The organism is Micromonospora pallida, from assembly GCF_900090325.1.
GTDB lineage: Bacteria > Actinomycetota > Actinomycetes > Mycobacteriales > Micromonosporaceae > Micromonospora > Micromonospora pallida.
In genome coordinates, this window is record NZ_FMHW01000002.1 from 2,596,547 (window position 1) to 2,617,141 (window position 20,595).

Sequence of the window (20,595 nt, forward strand, 5' to 3'; positions counted from 1 at the left end):
GCCCATCGCGCGCCCAACCCCTAGAGAACCCCTGATCGGCCGGCCCGCAAGGGCCGTCGCGGCGGGCCCCCGAGGGGGCTGTGACCAGCATCGCGACGGTCGCTCAGGCGGGCTGTCCGGCGACCGCCGGCAGGATGCGGCGCAGCCGCCCCGGAGGCGTCGAGCGGCGACGCCACTCCCGTGGGTAGCCCACCGAGACCTCTTCGAACCGGACCCCGTCGTACCAGGTGGTGCGTGGGATGTGCAGGTGGCCGTAGACGGCGACGCGGGCGTCGAAACGGACGTGCCAGTCCGCGGTGGCCTCGGTACCGCACCACTGCGCGAACTCCGGGTACCGCAGGATCCGGGTGGGCTCCCGGACGAGCGGGAAGTGGTTGACCAGAACGGTGGGGAGCCCACCGCGTTCCGCAGTGAGCCGGCGCTCGGTCAGGGCCAGCCGCGCCCGGCACCAGGCGTCCCGCGTCGGGTACGGGTCCGGATGCAGCAGGATCTCGTCGGTGCAGACCACGCCGACCTCGTGCGCCCGCGCCAGGGCCTGCTCCCGGGTGTACGTCCCCGCCGGCCGAAACGTGTAGTCGTAGAGCACGAACAGCGGGGCGATCCGGACCGGATCGTCGCCCTGCGGGTCCCAGACGGGGTACGGGTCCTCCGGAGTCACCACCCCGAGCTTGCGGCACAGTTCCACCAGGTGCTGGTAGCGCGCGTCTCCCCGCAGCTGGATCGGGTCCTCGCGGGGGGTCCAGAGCTCGTGGTTGCCGGGGGCCCAGATCACCTTGGCGAACCGACGGCTGAGCAGTCCCAGCGCCCACTCGATGTCGCCGACGAATTCCCCGACGTCGCCGGCGACGATGAGCCAGTCGCCGTCCCGCTCCGGCCGCAGCCGTTCGACGATGGTCTTGTTCTCCGCGTGGACCACGTGCAGGTCACTGATGGCGAGCAACTGAGGCAGGCCGGATCCGGCCATGCGGACCTCCCGTCCATCCGGGGTACCGCACGCACCCACATCCGTACCGCTCGGCTGCCGGTGGGCAGGGCGAGACGGCCTGACCGGCTCCGAGCCTACGGAGCCAGGCCCGCACAGGCACACCCCTAGACTGGCTCCCACGGACCCCTAGGCGGCCGTGACCTGGCCGCGCCCGCCTGGTCAGGGGCCTCTTCGCGCCGTCAGGGCGCCGCACCGTCCGGTCAGGACTTGCCGAACTCCCGCTGGATGATGTCGAAGAGCTCCTCTCGGCTCGCCGACTCCAACTCGTCCCCGGCGGTCGGCGCCGGCGTGGTGGCGGGTCGTCCCCGCCACGTGGCCACCAGATCCTCCAGCCGACCGATGACCGCGTCGTCGACCTGGTCGCCTGGCAGCCCGCCGAGGAGTTTGTCGAGACGCTCGATCTCCGCCACGATCGGCAACGCCGGCTGGTCGGGCGCCAACTCGGCCCGCAGGTGACCGGCGAGCGCGTTCGGGGTGGGATGGTCGAAGACGAGGGTGGCGGGCAGCGCGAGACCCGTTTCGGCGGTCAGCCGGTTGCGCAGCTCGACGGCGGTGAGCGAGTCGAAGCCCAGTTCGAGGAAGCCGCGGCCGGGTCTGATCCCGCTCGGCGTGGCGTGCCCCAGCACCGCCGCGGCGGTGCCGCGCACCAGGTCGAGCAGGATGCGGTCGCGCTCCGACCCGGAGGCGGCAGCCAGCCGCTCGCGCAGCGCCGACGCCGCGCCGCGGTCCGCGCCGTTCGACGTCTCCTCGCCCTGCCCGGGCTGTGCTTCGCGGATGTCGGTGAACAACCGAGACGGACGCAACGCCGTGAACGACGGCACGAACCGATCCCACCGCACATCCGCCACCACCACCTGCGCCTCATCACCATCCAACGCCCGCTGCAACGCCGCCACCGCCAACTCCGGCGCCATCCCCGGCAAACCACGCCGACTCAACTGCTCCCCCGCCACCCCCACCGCCATACCCGCCTCAGCCCACGGCCCCCACGCCACCGACGTCCCCACCAACCCACGACCCCGCCGCGACACCACCAACCCATCCAAAAACGCATTCGCCGCCGCATACCCCACCTGACCCGCCGAACCCCACACCCCCGCAATCGACGAAAACACCACAAACGCATCAAGATCCACATCAGCCAACAACTCATCCAACACCACCGCACCACCAACCTTCGCCCGCAACACCTCCTCCACCTCACCCACACCCACCTCACCCAACGGCGTCAACTGCGCCGCACCCGCCGCATGCACCACCGCCCGCAACCGCTCACCACGACCCGCCAAATCCGCCAACAACCCCGCCACCGCACCACGATCCGCCACATCACACGCCACCACCGACACCCGCACACCCCGCCCCCGCAACCGCCCCACCAACTCACCCACACCCGGCGCACTCTCACCCCGCCGACTCACCAACACCACATGCTCCGCACCCACACCCACCGCCCACTGCGCCACCCGCGCACCCAACGCCCCCGTGCCGCCCGTCACCAACACCGTCCCCGACAACCGGAAACCCCGGACCACACCACCACCCGCACGCACCAATCGCCGCACAAAAACCCCCGACGACCGCACCGCCACCTGATCCTCACCACCACCCGACAACACCCCACACAACCGACCCCACACACCCCCCTCCAACAAACCCGGCAAATCCACCAAACCACCCCACCGCAACGGCAACTCCAAACCCACCACCCGACCCAAACCCCACACCGCAGCACCCGCGACATCGGCCAACACGTCCGAGCTGCCGACCGACACCGCCCCACGCGTCAGCCACCACAACCGGCCCGTCCCACCGACCTCGGTCAGCGCCTGTACCACCGCCAACGCCGTTGACACCTCGGCGGCGGCCGGAACCGTGGACGGCTCCCGCGGATCAGCCAGAGACAGCAGGGACACCACGTCGGCGCCCCGGTCGTCGGGCCCCATCGCCTCCCGTAGCAGCTGCGCCACCCGGTCCCGGTCCGCGCCGGCCGGGACCAGCACCGGGACCGCCCGGTCGGCCCGGGCCGCCAGCGCCGCGGCCACCGGATGCTCCTCCTGCCCCGGCGCGATCAGCAGCAGCCAGGTTCCCGCCAACGTCGCGGAATCCGGCACGGCGGCCGTACGCCACGTCGCCCGGTACCGCCAGGAGTCGACGGCCGCCCGCTGCTGCGTCGCCCGCCGCCACCGGGCGAGCTTGGGCAGCAGCGCCGTGGACGGCTCGTCCGCGCCCACCGCCAACTCGTCGCTAAGGGCGCCGAGGTCCCCAGACTCGACCGCCGCCCAGAACTGTTCGTCGGACGGGACGTGGGTGCCCTCCGGAGCCGAGCTGGGCTGGGGATCCTCCAGCCAGTAGCGCTGCCGGTCGAAGGCGTAGGTGGGCAGCTCGACCACGCGCGGCCGAGCGCCGCTCTGACCGTGGTACGCCGCCCAGTCAACGGGCACGCCGGCAGCCCAGAGCTGCCCGACGGCGGCGGTGAGGACGGTGACGTCGGGCTGGTTGCGGCGCAGGGTGGCGACGTACCGCACGTCGTCGGCCGCTTCCGCCTCGGCTGCCATGGCGGTGAGGACCGCGTCCGGGCCGACCTCCAGGAACGTGTCCACACCCTGCTCCCGCAGCGCCACCACCCCGTCGGCGAACCGCACCGGCTGCCGCACATGCCGCACCCAGTACTCCGGATCCACCAACTCCAACGGATCCGCCACCGCACCGGTCACGTTCGACACGATCGGAACCCTCGGCACCCGCCAATCAAGCCCCGCCACCACCGACCGGAACTCAACCAACATCGGATCCATCAACCGCGAATGGAACGCGTGACTGACCGACAACTCCTTAACCCGCCAACCCCGCCCACAAGCAGCCGCCACCACCACGGCCACCTCACCCGCAGCACCCGACACCACCACCGACGCCGGACCATTCACCGCCGCCACATCCACCGCCGCACCCGACGCCTCGACGACCTCCCGCACGTCGACCTCACCGGCACCGATCGCCGCCATCACACCGCCGGCCGGCAACGCCTGCATCAACCTGCCCCGCGCCGCCACCAACACACACGCATCCGCCAGGGACAACATCCCCGCCACATACGCAGCCGTCACCTCACCAATCGAGTGACCCGCCAGGAAGTCCGCCCGCACACCCCACGACGCGAGCAACTCCCACAACGCCACCTCCACCGCGAACAACCCCGCCTGCGCGAAAACGGTCTGATCCAACAGGCCGGCGTCGACGGAATCCGCCTCCGCAAACACCACCTCACGCAACGAACGCGGCAGATGCGGATCGATCTCCGCACACACCGCGTCGAAAGACGCCGCGAACACCGGGAACACGCCATACAACTCCCGACCCATCCCCACACGCTGCGAACCCTGACCCGTGAACAACACCGCCCGACGACCCGCCGACACCACACCCGACAACCGGCCCTCGGCCACCACCGACAAACCCGCCGTCAACTCCTCGACCGAGCCACCCCACACCACCGCCCGATGCTCCAACGCCGCCCGCGACGTCACCAACGACCACGACACATCCACCAGCGACACCGACCGGTCCCGCACAAACGACGCCAACCGCGCCGCCTGACCCACCAGACCCCGCCCCGAACGCCCCGACACCACCCACGGCACCGGCAACCCCACCGGCGCGGCGGACGCGACCGGCACCGAAGCCGCGACCATCCCCGGCACAGACTCCACCGCCGCGGCCAGGGGCTCCACCGCCGACGCCGGCTCAAGCTCCGACGCGGACTCCGGCTGCTCGATGATCACGTGGGCGTTGGTGCCGGAGATACCGAACGACGACACCCCCGCCCGGCGCGGACGCCCGACCGCAGGCCACTCACGTGCCTCGGTCACCAGTTCCAGGGCACCCGACGACCAGTCCACGTGCGACGACGGCTCGCCCACGTGCAACGAGGCCGGCACCACCCCGGCCCGCATCGCCAGGATCATCTTGATGATCCCCGCCACCCCCGCAGCAGCCTGCGTGTGGCCGATATTCGACTTCACCGACCCCAGCAGCAGCGGCGCAGCCTCGCCACGGCCCTGCCCGTACGTCGCCAGCAGCGCCTGTGCCTCGATCGGGTCGCCGAGCCTGGTGCCGGTGCCGTGCGCCTCCACCACGTCCACGTCGGCGGCCGACAGCCCCCCGGACGCCAACGCCTGCCGAATCACCCGCTGCTGCGACGGACCATTCGGCGCCGTCAACCCATTCGACGCACCGTCCTGGTTCACCGCCGTGCCACGCACCACCGCCAACACCCGACGCCCATCACGCCGCGCGTCCGACAACCGCTGCACCACCAGCACCCCGACGCCCTCGGACCAGCCGGTGCCATCCGCCGCGTCCGAGAACGACTTGCACCGGCCGTCGGCGGACAGGCCGCCCTGGATCGAGAACTCGGCGAACGTGGCCGGGGACGCCATGACACAGACGCCGCCCGCGAGGGCCAGGTCGCACTCACCGGACCGCAACGCCTGCGCCGCCAGGTGCAACGCCACCAACGACGACGAACACGCCGTGTCCACCGTCACCGCCGGCCCCTCGAAGCCGAACGAGTACGCCACCCGACCCGACAACACGCTGGTCGCGTTGCCGGTGAGCAGGTGTCCGCCGACCTCCTGGGCACGCCCCACGGAGCCACTCGCGTACCCCTGGAAGCTGGCGCCGGCGAAGACGCCGACCGCGCCGCCCTTCAGGCTGGTGGGGTCGATGCCCGCCGACTCGACCGCCTCCCACGACGTCTCCAGCAGCAGCCGCTGCTGCGGGTCCATCGCGAGGGCCTCGCGCGGCGAGATGCCGAAGAACTCGGCGTCGAACTCACCGGCGTCGTAGACGAAGCCGCCCCTGCGGACGAAGGACGTGTCGGACAGCCCGCTGCTGAGGAAGCTGTCCCAGCCCCGGTCGAGGGGGAACTCGGAGATGCCGTCGCGTGCCGCAGAGAGCAGTTGCCACAGCTCGTCCGGCGATCCGACGCCACCCGGGAGGCGGCAGCCCATTCCGACGATCACGATCGGGTCGTCGTCCACGATGGCGACCCTGCTGTCGGCCGGCGCGTCACCCGAGGCTCCGAGCACGGTCTCCCGGATGAAGGCGACCAGGGCGGCCGGGGTCGGGTGGTCGAAGACGAGCGTGGAGGGCAGCGCGAGACCCGTTTCGGCGGTCAGCCGGTTGCGCAGCTCGACGGCGGTGAGCGAGTCGAAGCCGAGACGCTGGAACGCCCGGTCCGGCGGCACCGCTTCCACGGTGGCGTGGCCGAGCACCGCGGCGACCTGAGAGCGTACGAGGTCCAGGAGGGACGCCTCGACCTCCGGCGGCGTCAGGGCCGCCAGCCGCTCGCGCAACGCGGACGCCCGGTCGGTGGGACCGGCTTCGGTGCGGGCCACTGCCTCGATCGCCGCCTGCGCTTCGGGGATGTCGGTGAACAACCGAGACGGACGCAACGCCGTGAACGACGACACGAACCGATCCCACCGCACATCCGCCACCACCACCTGCGCCTCATCACCATCCAACGCCCGCTGCAACGCCGCCACCGCCAACTCCGGCGCCATCCCCGGCAAACCACGCCGACTCAACTGCTCCCCCGCCACCCCCACCGCCATACCCGCCTCAGCCCACGGCCCCCACGCCACCGACGTCCCCACCAACCCACGACCCCGCCGCGACACCACCAACCCATCCAAAAACGCATTCGCCGCCGCATACCCCACCTGACCCGCCGAACCCCACACCCCCGCAATCGACGAAAACACCACAAACGCATCAAGATCCACATCAGCCAACAACTCATCCAACACCACCGCACCACCAACCTTCGCCCGCAACACCTCCTCCACCTCACCCACACCCACCTCACCCAACGGCGTCAACTGCGCCGCACCCGCCGCATGCACCACCGCCCGCAACCGCTCACCACGACCCGCCAAATCCGCCAACAACCCCGCCACCGCACCACGATCCGCCACATCACACGCCACCACCGACACCCGCACACCCCGCCCCCGCAACCGCCCCACCAACTCACCCACACCCGGCGCACTCTCACCCCGCCGACTCACCAACACCACATGCTCCGCACCCACACCCACCGCCCACTGCGCCACCCGCGCACCCAACGCCCCCGTGCCGCCCGTCACCAACACCGTCCCCGACAACCGGAAACCCCGGACCACACCACCACCCGCACGCACCAATCGCCGCACAAAAACCCCCGACGACCGCACCGCCACCTGATCCTCACCACCACCCGACAACACCCCACACAACCGACCCCACACACCCCCCTCCAACAAACCCGGCAAATCCACCAAACCACCCCACCGCAACGGCAACTCCAAACCCACCACCCGACCCAAACCCCACACCGCAGCACCCGAGGTCAGGTCGGTCAGGGCTTCCGAGTCGTCCACGGAGACCGCGCCACGGGTTAACCACCACAGCCGCCCCTGGATCTCCGTGACCGCCAGCGCCTGCGCCACCGTCAGCGCCTCGACCACGCCCGCGCCGGCCAACGACATCAGCGAGATCAGCCCGGCAACCGGTCCCCCGGTCTCCAACGCGCCGGCCAGCCGGCGCGCGACCTCGTCGCGGTCCAGAACGTCCAGCACCACCGGGACCACATCGGCGCCCCGCTCCGCCAGCCCGGCCAGCAACGGGTGGTCCTCCTGGCCGGGGAGCATCAGCACCAACCAGGAGCCGGTCAGGCTCTCACTCCCGGTCACGGCCTGGCGTCGCCACACGACCCGGTACCGCCAGGAATCCACAGTCGACCGCTGCTGGGCGGCCCGCCGCCACTGCGCGAGCTTCGGCAGGACCGCGCTGAACGGTTCGTCCGCGCCGACGCCCAGCTCGCCGCCGACGAGGTCCGGGTCGCCGGACTCCACGGCCGCCCAGAACCGCCCGTCGAGAGCCTCGCCGTGCGCGTCACGGCGGGCCGAGGGCAGCGCCTCGGGCCAGTACCAGGTGTGGTCGAAGGCGTAGGTGGGCAGGTCGAGAACGCGCGGCCGGGCGCCGGCCTGACCGAGGTACGCCGCCCAGTCGACCGGCACACCCACGACCCACAACTGCCCCACAGCCGAGGTCAGCGCGACGATTTCCGTCTGGTCCCGCCGCGACACCGGGATCCGCCGCACCGCACCATCCGCGACGATCTCCGCCACCATCGCCGTCAACGTCGCGTCCGGGCCGACCTCCAGGAACGTGTCCACACCCTGCTCCCGCAGCGCCACCACCCCGTCGGCGAACCGCACCGGCTGCCGCACATGCCGCACCCAGTACTCCGGATCCACCAACTCCAACGGATCCGCCACCGCACCGCTCACATTCGACACGATCGGAACCCGCGGCACCCGCCAATCAAGCCCCGCCACCACCGACCGGAACTCAACCAACATCGGATCCATCAACCGCGAATGGAACGCGTGACTGACCGACAACTCCTTAACCCGCCAACCCCGCCCACAAGCAGCCGCCACCACCACGGCCACCTCACCCGCAGCACCCGACACCACCACCGACGCCGGACCATTCACCGCCGCCACATCCACCGCCGCACCCGACGCCTCGACGACCTCCCGCACGTCGACCTCACCGGCACCGATCGCCGCCATCACACCGCCGGCCGGCAACGCCTGCATCAACCTGCCCCGCGCCGCCACCAACACACACGCATCCGCCAGGGACAACATCCCCGCCACATACGCAGCCGTCACCTCACCAATCGAGTGACCCGCCAGGAAGTCCGCCCGCACACCCCACGACGCGAGCAACTCCCACAACGCCACCTCCACCGCGAACAACCCCGCCTGCGCGAAAACGGTCTGATCCAACAGGCCGGCGTCGACGGAATCCGCCTCCGCAAACACCACCTCACGCAACGAACGCGGCAGATGCGGATCGATCTCCGCACACACCGCGTCGAAAGACGCCGCGAACACCGGGAACACGCCATACAACTCACGGCCCATGCCGGCGCGCTGCGAACCCTGACCCGTGAACAACACCGCCCGACGACCCGCCGACACCACACCCGACAACCGGCCCTCGGCCACCACCGACAAACCCGCCGTCAACTCCTCGACCGAGCCACCCCACACCACCGCCCGATGCTCAAGCGCGGCCCGGGTCGTCACCAACGACCACGACACATCCAACGGCGACACGTCCGAACGACCACGCGCGAACGACGCCAACCGCGCCGCCTGACCCACCAGACCCCGCTCCGAACGCCCCGACACCACCCACGGCACCGGCACCACCGCAGCGTCCGCCGACCCGATCCGGTCGGCCTCGCCCTGCGACTCCGCAACCGACGCGACCACGGACTCCACCACCGCAGCCCCGGACCCCACCGCCGCCACCATCGGCTCGCCCGCCGATGTCGCCGCAAGCGCCTGCGCCGGTTCCGGCTGCTCGATGATCACATGCGCGTTCGTCCCCGAGATGCCGAACGACGACACACCCGCACGCCGGGGACGTTCCACAGCCGGCCACGCCCGCGACTCCGTCACCAACTCCACCGCACCCGACGCCCAATCCACATGCGACGACGGCGCATCGACGTGCAACGACGCCGGCACCACACCATGCCGCATCGCCAAGATCATCTTGATGATCCCCGCCACCCCCGCAGCAGCCTGCGTGTGACCGATATTCGACTTCACCGACCCCAACAACAGCGCGTCACGGTCGTCGCGGTCCTGCCCGTACGTGGCCAGCAGCGCCTGCGCCTCGATCGGATCACCCAACGTCGTGCCCGTACCGTGCGCCTCCACGACATCGACGTCCCCGACGCCCAGCCGGGCGTTCGCGAGGGCCTGACGGATCACCCGCTGCTGCGACGGACCATTCGGCGCCGTCAACCCATTCGACGCACCGTCCTGGTTCACCGCCGAACCCCGCACCACCGCCAACACCCGACGCCCATCACGCCGCGCGTCCGACAACCGCTGCACCACCAACACCCCGACGCCCTCGCCCCACGCGGTGCCGTCCGCCGAATCGGCGAAGGCCTTGCAACGGCCGTCCGCCGACAGCCCGCCCTGGCGGGAGAACTCGATGAAGGCACCCGGGGTGGCCATCACGGTGACACCACCGGCCAGGGCGAGGTCGCACTCCCCGGACCGCAACGCCTGCACCGCCAGGTGCAACGCCACCAACGACGACGAACACGCCGTGTCCACCGTCACCGCCGGCCCCTCGAAGCCGAACGAGTACGCCACCCGACCCGACAACACGCTCGCCGAGGCGCCGGTCGCGCCGAACCCGGCGAGCGACTCCCCGGCCTGACGCACGACGGTTTCGTAGTCCTGCCCGTTCGTGCCGGCGAACACCCCGACCCGGCTGCCGCGCAGCGCGAAGGGCTCGATCCGGGCGTCCTCGAACGCCTCCCAGGCGACCTCCAGCAGCAACCGCTGCTGCGGGTCCATCGCGAGGGCCTCGCGCGGCGAGATGCCGAAGAACTCCGCGTCGAATCCACCCGCGTCGGCCAGGAACGCCCCTCGCGAGACGTAGGAGTCGGTGCCGGCCAACGAGTCCAGGTCCCAGTGCCGGTTGGTCGGGAAGTCCGACATCGCGTCGACACCGGCCGTCAGCAGCTCCCAGAGACCCTCCGGAGACTCGGCTCCGGAGGGGAAACGGCAGCCCATGCCGACGATGACGATCGGGTCGTCGCCCACGACGGGGCCGGTGACGGCGGCGGGGACGGGAAGGGCCTGCCCGCCGAGCAGCTCGGCGTGGATGTGGCCCGCCAGGGCCGCCGAGTTCGGGTAGTCGAAGGCAAGCGTGCTCGGCAACGCGAGGCCGGTCGCCGCGTCGAGCCGGTTGCGCAGCTCGACCGCCGCCAGCGACGTGAAACCGAGGTCCTGGAACGCCCGGTCCGGTGCCACCCGCTCGGCGGACTCGTGGCCCAGCACGGCGGCGACCTCGGCACGCACGAGCTCGCCGAGGACGCGCAGCTGCTCCGTACCAGACATTCCCGACAGACGGAGGCGCAGTTCGGTCGCCGGCACGGGGCCGTCGGTGGTCGCCGTCGCGCCGGCCTCGGCCAGCAGGTCCCGGACCAGCGGGTGAGGGCGCCGACCGCCGGCGGCGGCCACCCGGGCCCAGTCGATGTCGGCCACCACGAGGTACGTCTCGTCGCGGTCCAGCGCCCGGGTGAGGGCGCGCACGGCCGTTTCCGGCGCCATCGCGCCGAAGCCGGTGCGGCTCAGCCGCTGCTCGAACTCACCGGCGCTCACCCCGCCGTCGGCCCACAGGCCCCAGGCGAGCGAGGTCCCGGGCAACCCCTCCGCGCGACGCCGCTGCGCCAGGGCGTCGAGGAAGGCGTTGCCCGGCGCGTAGGTGGCCTGCCCGGCGGCGCCCATGAGGCCGGCGAGGGAGGAGAAGAGCACGAAGGCCGACAGGTCCGCCCCCCGGGTCAACTCGTCCAGGTTGCGCGCGGCGTCGACCTTCGCGCGCAGGGCGGTGGCCAACTGGTCGACGCTTACCGCGTCGACGACGTTGTCGTCGAGGGCGGCAGCGGTGTGCACGACCGCGCTCAGCGGAAGCTCGTCGGGGATCGAATCGAGCAGCGCCGCGAGCGCGGCCCGGTCGGCCACGTCGCAGGACGCGAGGGTGACCCGGCTGCCGAACCCGGCGAGTTCCTCGGCGAGGGCGGTCGCTCCCGGCGCCTCGCCACCCCGCCGGCTGACCAGCAGGAGGTGTTCGGCGCCTTCGGCGGCCAACGCACGGGCGACGTGCCCACCGAGGGCCCCTGTGCCGCCGGTGATCAGCACCGTGCCGCGAGGCGTCCAGGAACGGCGCGGACCGGTGTCCCCGTACGTCGCACGAACGAGCCTGCGGGCGTGGCCGCCGTTCTGACGCAGGACGACCTCGTCCTCCGGACCGTTGCCGGCGAGCAGCGTCCGGAGCATGCGCACGGCGCTCTGGTCGGGCTGCTCGGGGACGTCGACGAGCCCGCCCCAACGGTGCGGGTGCTCGGCGCGCAGCACGCTCCCGAAGCCCCACGCCATCGCCTGCACGGGGTCGACGTGCCGGTCCCGGGACCCGACGGAGACGGCGCCACGGGTGGCGATCCAGAGCCGGGCGGTGATTCCGGCGTCCCCGAGCGCCTGCGCGAGCGCGACCGTGCCGGCGAGGCCCGTCGGCACGGAGGGGGCCCCGGCGTACGGCCGGGTGTCGAGCGCGAGCAGGGAGAGCACGGGCAGCACGTCCCCGTCGCGGCCGGCCGACGCCTCGGCGAGGTCGTGGGCGAGCCGCTTGCGGTCGCACGCGGCGTCGACCTCGACGATCCGCCCGCCTACGGCGCCGAGGGCAGTTGCCCAGTCCGTCACGGCCGCGTCGGCGTCCGCCGGCACGACGAGCAGGAAATCGGTCGCCTCGGCGCGGGCGGGGTCGTCCGTGAGCGGCTGCCAGGCCACCCGGTAGCGCCAGGAGTCGAGGGCCGCCTCGGCATCCCGGCGGCGTCGCCAGGTGGACAGCGCCGGCAGCACGTCCGCGAACGGGGCGTCGGCGTCGACGGCCAGGCTCTCGGCGAGGGTCGTCAGGTCCTCCGCTTCGATCGCCCGCCAGAAGTCCTCGTCGGCGACGGTACGCCGGGCGGCCGGCGGACGGTAGGAGCGCGTCGCGGCATTGATCCAGTAACGTCGATGATCGAAGGCGTAGGTGGGCAGGTCGACCACGCGCGGCCGGGCGCCGGCCTGACCGAGGTACGCCGCCCAGTCGACCGGCACACCCACGACCCACAACTGCCCCACAGCCGAGGTCAGCGCGACGATTTCCGTCTGGTCCCGCCGCGACACCGGGATCCGCCGCACCGCACCATCCGCGACGATCTCCGCCACCATCGCCGTCAACGTCGCGTCCGGGCCGACCTCCAGGAACGTGTCCACACCCTGCTCCCGCAGCGCCACCACCCCGTCGGCGAACCGCACCGGCTGCCGCACATGCCGCACCCAGTACTCCGGATCCACCAACTCCAACGGATCCGCCACCGCACCGCTCACATTCGACACGATCGGAACCCGCGGCACCCGCCAATCAAGCCCCGCCACCACCGACCGGAACTCAACCAACATCGGATCCATCAACCGCGAATGGAACGCGTGACTGACCGACAACTCCTTGACCCGCCAACCCCGCTCACGGCAGACCGCCACCACCGCGGCGACCTCACCCGCAGCGCCCGACACCACCACCGACGCCGGACCATTCACCGCCGCCACATCCACCGCCGCACCCGTGAGATCGATCAGCTCAGCGACAAGCTCCTCCGACGCACCCACCGCCGCCATCACCCCACCAGCCGGCAACGCCTGCATCAACCGACCCCGCGCCGCCACCAACACACACGCATCCGCCAGCGACAACATCCCCGCCACATACGCAGCGGTCACCTCACCAATCGAGTGACCCGCCAGGAAGTCCGCCCGCACACCCCACGACGCGAGCAACTCCCACAACGCCACCTCCACCGCGAACAAACCGGCCTGCGCGAAGACGGTCTGGTCCAACAAAGCGGCGTCGGCCGAACCCTGCTCGGCGAACGCCACCTCACGCAGCGCACGCGGCAACAAGCCATCGAACTGGGCGCACACCTCGTCGAAGGAAGCCGCGAACACCGGGAACGTGTCGTACAACTCACGGCCCATACCGGCGCGCTGCGAACCCTGACCCGTGAACAACACCGCCCGACGACCCGCCGACACCACACCCGACAACCGGCCCTCGGCCACCGCCGACAGACCCGCCGTCAACTCCTCGACCGAGCCACCCCACACCACCGCCCGATGCTCAAGCGCGGCCCGGGTCGTCACCAACGACCACGACACATCCAACGGCGACACGTCCGAACGACCCCGCGCGAACGACGCCAACCGCGCCGCCTGACCCACCAAACCCCGCCCCGAACGCCCCGACACCACCCACGGCACCGGCAACCCCACGAGCGCGCCCCCGGCGGACGCCGGCTCCGGCTCCCCCTGCTCGATGATGACGTGCGCGTTCGTCCCCGAGATGCCGAACGACGACACGCCCGCGCGCCGGGGACGTTCCACAGCCGGCCACGCCCGCGACTCCGTCACCAACTCCACCGCACCCGACGACCAGTCCACATGCGACGACGGCGCGTCGACGTGCAACGACGCCGGCACCACACCATGCCGCATCGCCAAGATCATCTTGATGATCCCCGCCACCCCCGCAGCAGCCTGCGTGTGACCGATATTCGACTTCACCGACCCCAACAACAGCGCGTCACGGTCGTCGCGGTCCTGCCCGTACGTGGCCAGCAGCGCCTGCGCCTCGATCGGGTCACCCAACGTCGTGCCCGTACCGTGCGCCTCCACGACATCGACGTCCCCGACGCCCAGCCGGGCGTTCGCGAGGGCCTGACGGATCACCCGCTGCTGCGACGGACCATTCGGCGCCGTCAACCCATTCGACGCACCGTCCTGGTTCACCGCCGTGCCCCGCACCACCGCCAACACCCGACGCCCATCACGCCGCGCGTCCGACAACCGCTGCACCACCAGCACCCCGACGCCCTCGGACCAGCCGGTGCCGTCCGCCGCGTCCGAGAACGACTTGCACCGGCCGTCGGGGGCCATGCCCCGCTGGCGGGAGAAGTCGATGAACGTCTCGGGCGTCGCCATCACGGTGACGCCACCGGCCAGCGCCAGGTCGCACTCACCGGACCGCAACGCCTGCACCGCCAGGTGCAACGCCACCAACGACGACGAACACGCCGTGTCCACCGTCACCGCCGGCCCCTCGAAACCGAACGAGTACGCCACCCGACCCGACAACACGCTGCTGGCCGTGCCGACGCCCAGGTAGCCGTCGAGAGCCTCCGGAACGTCGGCCAGCCCGGCGGCGTGGTTGTGGTACATCATGCCGGCGAACACGCCGACCGGGCGGCCCCGGAGTGCGAGCGGGTCGATCCGGGCGTCCTCGATCGCCTCCCACGAGGTCTCCAGCAGCAGCCGCTGCTGCGGGTCCATCGCGAGCGCCTCGTGCGGCGAGATCTTGAACAGGGTGGCATCGAAGTCGCCGGCATCGGCCAGGAAGCCGCCCTCACGGGCGTAGCTGCTGCCCCTGCGCCCACCGGACGGGTCGTACAGGTCGTCGACGTCCCACCCCCGGTCGGCGGGGAAGCCGGTGATGCCGTCCCCACCGGACACGAGCAGGTCCCACAACTGTTCCGGGGAGCGTACGCCGCCGGGGTAGCGGCAGCTCATGCCGACGATCGCGATCGGCTCGTCGAGCGCCGCGACGGCAGCGACCGGGGCCGGCAGCGGACCGGCGTCGGTCCCGGTCTCGGCGTCCAGGTGGTCGGCCAGGCTGAGCGGGGTCGGGTGGTCGAAGACCAGGGTCGCCGGCAGTCGCAGGCCGGTCACCGCGCCCAGCCGGTTGCGCAGCTCGACGGCGGTCAGCGAATCGAAGCCCAGCTCGGTGAACGGGCGTCCGGCCTCGACGGCGGCGGCGTCGGCGTACCCGAGCACCGCCGCGACCTGCTCGAGGACGAGCCGCAGCAGGGCCGCGGCGCGCTCCTCGCGGGCGAGCCCGGCCAGCCGTTCGGTCAGGGCGACGGTCTCCGCCGGGCCGGACCGCGCGGCGCGGCGCCGGGGCGCGCGGACCAGACCACGCAGGACCGACGGCAAGGTGCCCGCCTCGGCCTGGGCGCGCAGCGCCGGGCCGTCCAGCGCCATCGGCACCAGCGCGGGCAGGCCGGTGAGCAGGGCGGCGTCGAAGAGCGCGAGGCCGTCCGCCTGGGGGATCGACCGGACGCCCGCACGGGCCAGCCGGTCGGTGTCGGCCCGGTCGAGGCCGGCGGTCATGCCGCCGCCCGACTCGACCCACGGCCCCCAGGCCAGGGAGAGCGCCGGAAGGCCCGCGGCCCGCCGCCGATGGGCGAAAGCGTCCAGGAAGGCGTTCGCCGCCGCGTAGTTGGCCTGGCCGGGGCTGCCCGTCACGCCCGCCGCCGAGGAGTAGGTGACGAACAGCGCGAGGCCCCTGCCGGCGGTCAGCTCGTGCAGGTGCGCGACGGCGTCCACCTTCGGCCGGAGCACCTCGCCGAGGGACTCGGCGGTGAGCGAGGTCAGGGTGCGGTCGGCCAGCACGCCGGCGGTGTGCACCACGCCGGTCAGCGGGTGCGCCGGGTCGATCCGGTCCAGCAGCGCGGCGAGTGCGTCGGAGTCGGCGGCGTCGCACGCCTCGACCGTCGCGGTGGCGCCCAGGTCGGCGAGGTCGGCGAGCAGGTCGGCGGCGCCGTGCGCGTCGGCCCCGCGCCTGTTGGTCAGCACCAGGTGGCGGACCCCGTGCCGGGTGACCAGGTGGCGGGCGAGGAACGCGCCCAGGGCGCCGGTGCCGCCGGTGACCAGCACCGTGCCGTCCGGCTCCAGCGACGGCGCCGGTGCGTCGCGTTCCGGGGCGGCGACGAGCCGGGGCACCCGGACCACGCCGTCGCGCACCGCCGCCTGCGGCTCGTCGGTGGAGAGCAAGCCGGCGAGGGCGGACGCGGAACTCTCCTGGTCGTCGACGTCGACGACCAGGAACCGGCCGGGGTGTTCGGCCTGCGCCGATCGGAGCAGACCCCACACGGCGGCGCCGGCCAGGTCGGCGACGTCCGCGTCGTCGTCCACGGCGACGGCGCCGCTGGTGAGGACCACCAGCCGGGACCCGCCGGTGTGCCGCTCGGCGGCGAGCCAGCCCTGGAGTACGGCGAGGACCTCGGCGAGCAGGTCGTGCACCGGGCCGGGATCGGTCGCCGCGGCACCGGCCACCGGGAACAGCACGACGTCGGGCACCCCGGCGTCGAACAGCGCGTCGAGGCCGGCGTGCCGGACGGCGGCCAGGCCGGACGGCAGCGGCGCGGGACGGTCGCCGAGCACCGCGCAGGTCGTGCCATCGGCGGTGCCGGCGCCGCCGACGTGCCGGGTCCAGTCGAGGCGGAACAGCGAGCGACGCCACGGGGACCCACCGGAGGTGAGTTCCCCGGCCGGCAGGGGCCGCAGCACCAGGGTCCCGACCCGGGCGACCGGCTCGCCGGCGGCGTCCGCGACCAGCATGGTCACCGTGTCCGGGCCGGTGGGGGTCAGCCGTACCCGCAGCGTGTCGGCGCCGTGGGCGGACAGCGTCACGTCCGACCAGGAGAACGGTAGCCGGGCCTGGCCGGGGTCGACGATGCCCAGCCCGACCGCCTGCACGGCGGCGTCGAGCAACGCCGGGTGCAACCAGTACCCGCCGGCCTCGTCGGCCGCCGGCTCGGGCAGCGCCACCTCGGCGTACACGTCGGTGCCGACCCGCCACGCGGCCCGCAGCCCCTGGAAGGCCGGGCCGTAGGCGAACCCGGCCTGCGCCGCCCGCCCGGTCAGTTCCGACACGTCCGCGGCGGTGGCGCCGGTCGGCGGCCAGTCCGCCAGCGTGGCCCCGCTGTCTCCCGGCTCCGGGGCGAGCAGGCCGGTGGCGTGCCGGACCCACAGGTCGTCGGTGCCGGACCGGCGGGCGTGGACCGTCAGCTGCCACGCCCCGCCGCCGGTGCGTTCGGCGGCGACCTGCACGTCGACGCCGCCGGACTCCGGCAGCACCAGCGGCGCCTCCAGGGTCAGCTCGGCGAGCCGGTCGGCGCCGACCTCCGCGCCGGCCCGCAACGCCAGTTCCACGAACCCGGTTCCGGGGAAGAGCACCACGTCGCGTACCGCGTGCTCGGCCAGCCAGGGCTGGCTCTCCACCGACAGCCGGCCGGTCAGCGTCACCTCGTCGCCGTCGGCCGAGCGGAACACCGCGCCGAGCAGCGGGTGGCCGGTCGGGGTCAGCCCGGCGGCGGTCACGTCGGCGGCGTGCGGCAGGGGCAGCAGCCAGTAGCGCTGACGCTGGAACGCGTACGTCGGCAGGTCGACCGGCACGGGCGGGCCCTCGAACAGGGCCGTCCATTTCACCGGCACGCCCCGGGCCCAGACGGTGGCCGCGGCGGCCAGCGCGCTCGCCGCCTCGTCCTGGTCGGCACGCAGCATCGGGGCGCACACCGCCTGGTCCGAGCCGACGATCTCCTGGGTCAGCGCGGAGAGCACCCCACCCGGACCCACCTCGACGTACGCGCCCACCCCGAGCTCACGCAGGGTGGCCACGGCCGCGTCGAAGCGGACCGTGTCGCGGACGTTGCGCAGCCAGTACGCCGGGGAGCGCACCTCGTCGGGGTCGAGCACCGCACCGGTCACGGTGGAGACCACGGGGATCCGGGGCGCCGCGAAGGTCAACTGCCCGAGCACGTCGCCGAACGCGTCGAGCATCGGGTCCATCCGGGCGGAGTGGAACGCGTGGCTGACCCGCAGCCGCCTGGTGTTCCGGCCGAGGGCCGCGAAGTGCCCGGCGACCGCCAGCACCGCGTCCTCGTCACCGGAGACGACGACGGACTCCGGGCCGTTGACGGCGGCCAGCCCGGCACCGGCCGCCTCGCCGGCGGTGGTCAGGTGGTGGCGGACCTCCGCCTCGGTGGCGCGGATGGACACCATCGCGCCGCCGGTGGGCAGCGCCTGCATGAGGGTGCCCCGGGCGGCGACCAGACGGGCGGCGTCCGGCAGCGACAGCACACCGGCGACGTGCGCGGCGGCCACCTCGCCGACCGAGTGTCCGGTCACGAAGTCCGGCACGACGCCCCAGGACTCGACGAGCCGGTAGGTCGCCACCTCGACCGCGAACAGCGCCGCCTGGGCGTACCCGGTGCGGTCGAGCACCTCGGCGGGACCGTCGAGCACGCCGCGCACGGGCCGGTCGAGGTGCCGGTCCAGTTCCACGCAGACGGCGTCGAAGGCCGCGGCGAAGACCGGGAACGCAACGTACAGTTGCCGGCCCATCCCGATGCGCTGGGCGCCCTGCCCGGTGCAGAGCACGGCGACCCGGGTGGGGCTGGCGACCCCGCGCCGCACGGACGCCGCCGGGACGCCGTCGGCGATCGCGCCGAGCCCGGCGGCCAACTCGTCCCGGTCGGCCCCGAGCACCACCGCCCGGTATTCCAGGACCGATCGTCCGGCGGCGAGGGCCCGACCCACCGCGGCCGGCGCGACGTCGGGGTGGTCGGCCAACCAGGAGCGCAGCCGGTCGGCCTGGGCGCCGAGCGCGACGGCGCTGCGCGCGGAGACGACCCACGGCAGCGGATCGGGTCCGGCGACGGCGTCGGTGTCGGCGGCCGGCTGCGGCGCGGGCGGAGCGGCCTCGACGACGACGTGGGCGTTGGTGCCGCTGACGCCGAAGGAGGAGATGCCGGCCCGCATGGGTCGGGACCCGCGCGGCCACGGGCGCGGCTGGCGGAGCAGGCTCACCGCGCCAGCCGACCAGTCGACGTGCGGGGACGGCTCGTCGACGTGCAGGGTCCGCGGCAGAACGCCGTGGCGCATCGCCATGACCATCTTGATCACGCCGGCGACGCCGGCCGCGGCCTGGGTGTGCCCGAGGTTGGACTTGATCGAGCCGAGCCAGAGGGGCCGGTCGTCGGTCCGGCCCCGGCCGTAGGTGGCGAGCAACGCCTGCGCCTCGATGGGGTCACCGAGGCGGGTGCCGGTGCCGTGGGCCTCCACCGCGTCCACGTCGGCCGGGGAGAGCCGGGCGTTCGCGAGGGCCTGGCGGATCACCCGCTGCTGCGACGGGCCGTGCGGCGCGGTGAGGCCGTTCGAGGCGCCGTCCTGGTTGACGGCGGTGCCGCGCACCACGGCGAGCACCGGGTGGCCGTTGCGCTGGGCGTCGGAGAGCCGTTCCAGCAGCAGCAGCCCGGCGCCCTCGCTCCAGCCGGTGCCGTCGGCGGCGGCGGCGAAGGACTTGCACCGTCCGTCCGGGGACAGGCCGCGCTGGCGGCTGAAGCCGATGAACGTGTCGGGGCTGGACATGACGGTGACGCCGCCGGCCAGCGCGAGCGTGCACTCGCCGGAGCGCAGGGCCTGCGCGGCGAGGTGCAGCGCCACCAGCGAGGACGAGCAGGCCGTGTCGACGGTCACCGCCGGGCCCTCGAACCCGAAGGTGTACGCGATCCGGCCGGAGACGACACTGCCGTGGTTGCCGGTGCCGACGAACGCCTCGACCTCCTCCGGCACGCCGTTGAGCCGGGAGACGTAGTCGTGGTACATGACGCCGGTGAAGACGCCCGTCCGGCTGCCCTTGAGGGAGTCGGCGGCAATGCCGGCCCGTTCGACCGCCTCCCAGGCGACCTCCAGCAGCAGCCGCTGCTGCGGGTCCATCGCCAGCGCCTCGCGGGGGGAGATGCCGAAGAACCCGCCATCGAACTCGCCGGCGTCGTGCAGGAAGCCACCCTCCCGGGTGTACGACTTGCCGTGCGCGTCCGGGTCGGGGTCGTAGAGGTTCTCCACGTCCCAGCCCCGGTCCGCCGGGAACGGCGTGACGGCGTCGACGCCGGACTCGACCAGCCGCCACAGCGCCTCGGGGGTCCGCACCCCGCCCGGGTAGCGGCAGCCCATCCCCACGATCGCGATCGGCTCGTGATTCTGCTCGTCGACGGCCCTCAGGCGTTCGCTGGTCTCGTGCAGGTCAGCGGTGACGCGCTTGAGGTACTCGCGGAGCTTGGCTTCGTTCGCCATCGGGTTGATCAC

At 72.8% G+C, this 20,595-nt stretch carries 2 protein-coding genes; both read right to left on the bottom strand.

Going from position 1 to position 20,595, the window contains the following annotated elements; all coding sequences use genetic code 11:
• Nucleotides 1-103: 103 nt before the first annotated feature.
• Complete coding sequence (locus GA0074692_RS10620; protein ID WP_091642604.1) at nt 104-964, bottom strand: metallophosphoesterase family protein; 861 nt, start codon at nt 962-964, stop codon at nt 104-106.
• Between the two features lie 221 nt (nt 965-1,185).
• Nucleotides 1,186-20,583: a type I polyketide synthase gene (locus GA0074692_RS10625; RefSeq protein ID WP_091653209.1), complete on the bottom strand. Its 19,398-nt coding sequence runs from the start codon at nt 20,581-20,583 to the stop codon at nt 1,186-1,188.
• Nucleotides 20,584-20,595 lie beyond the last annotated feature (12 nt).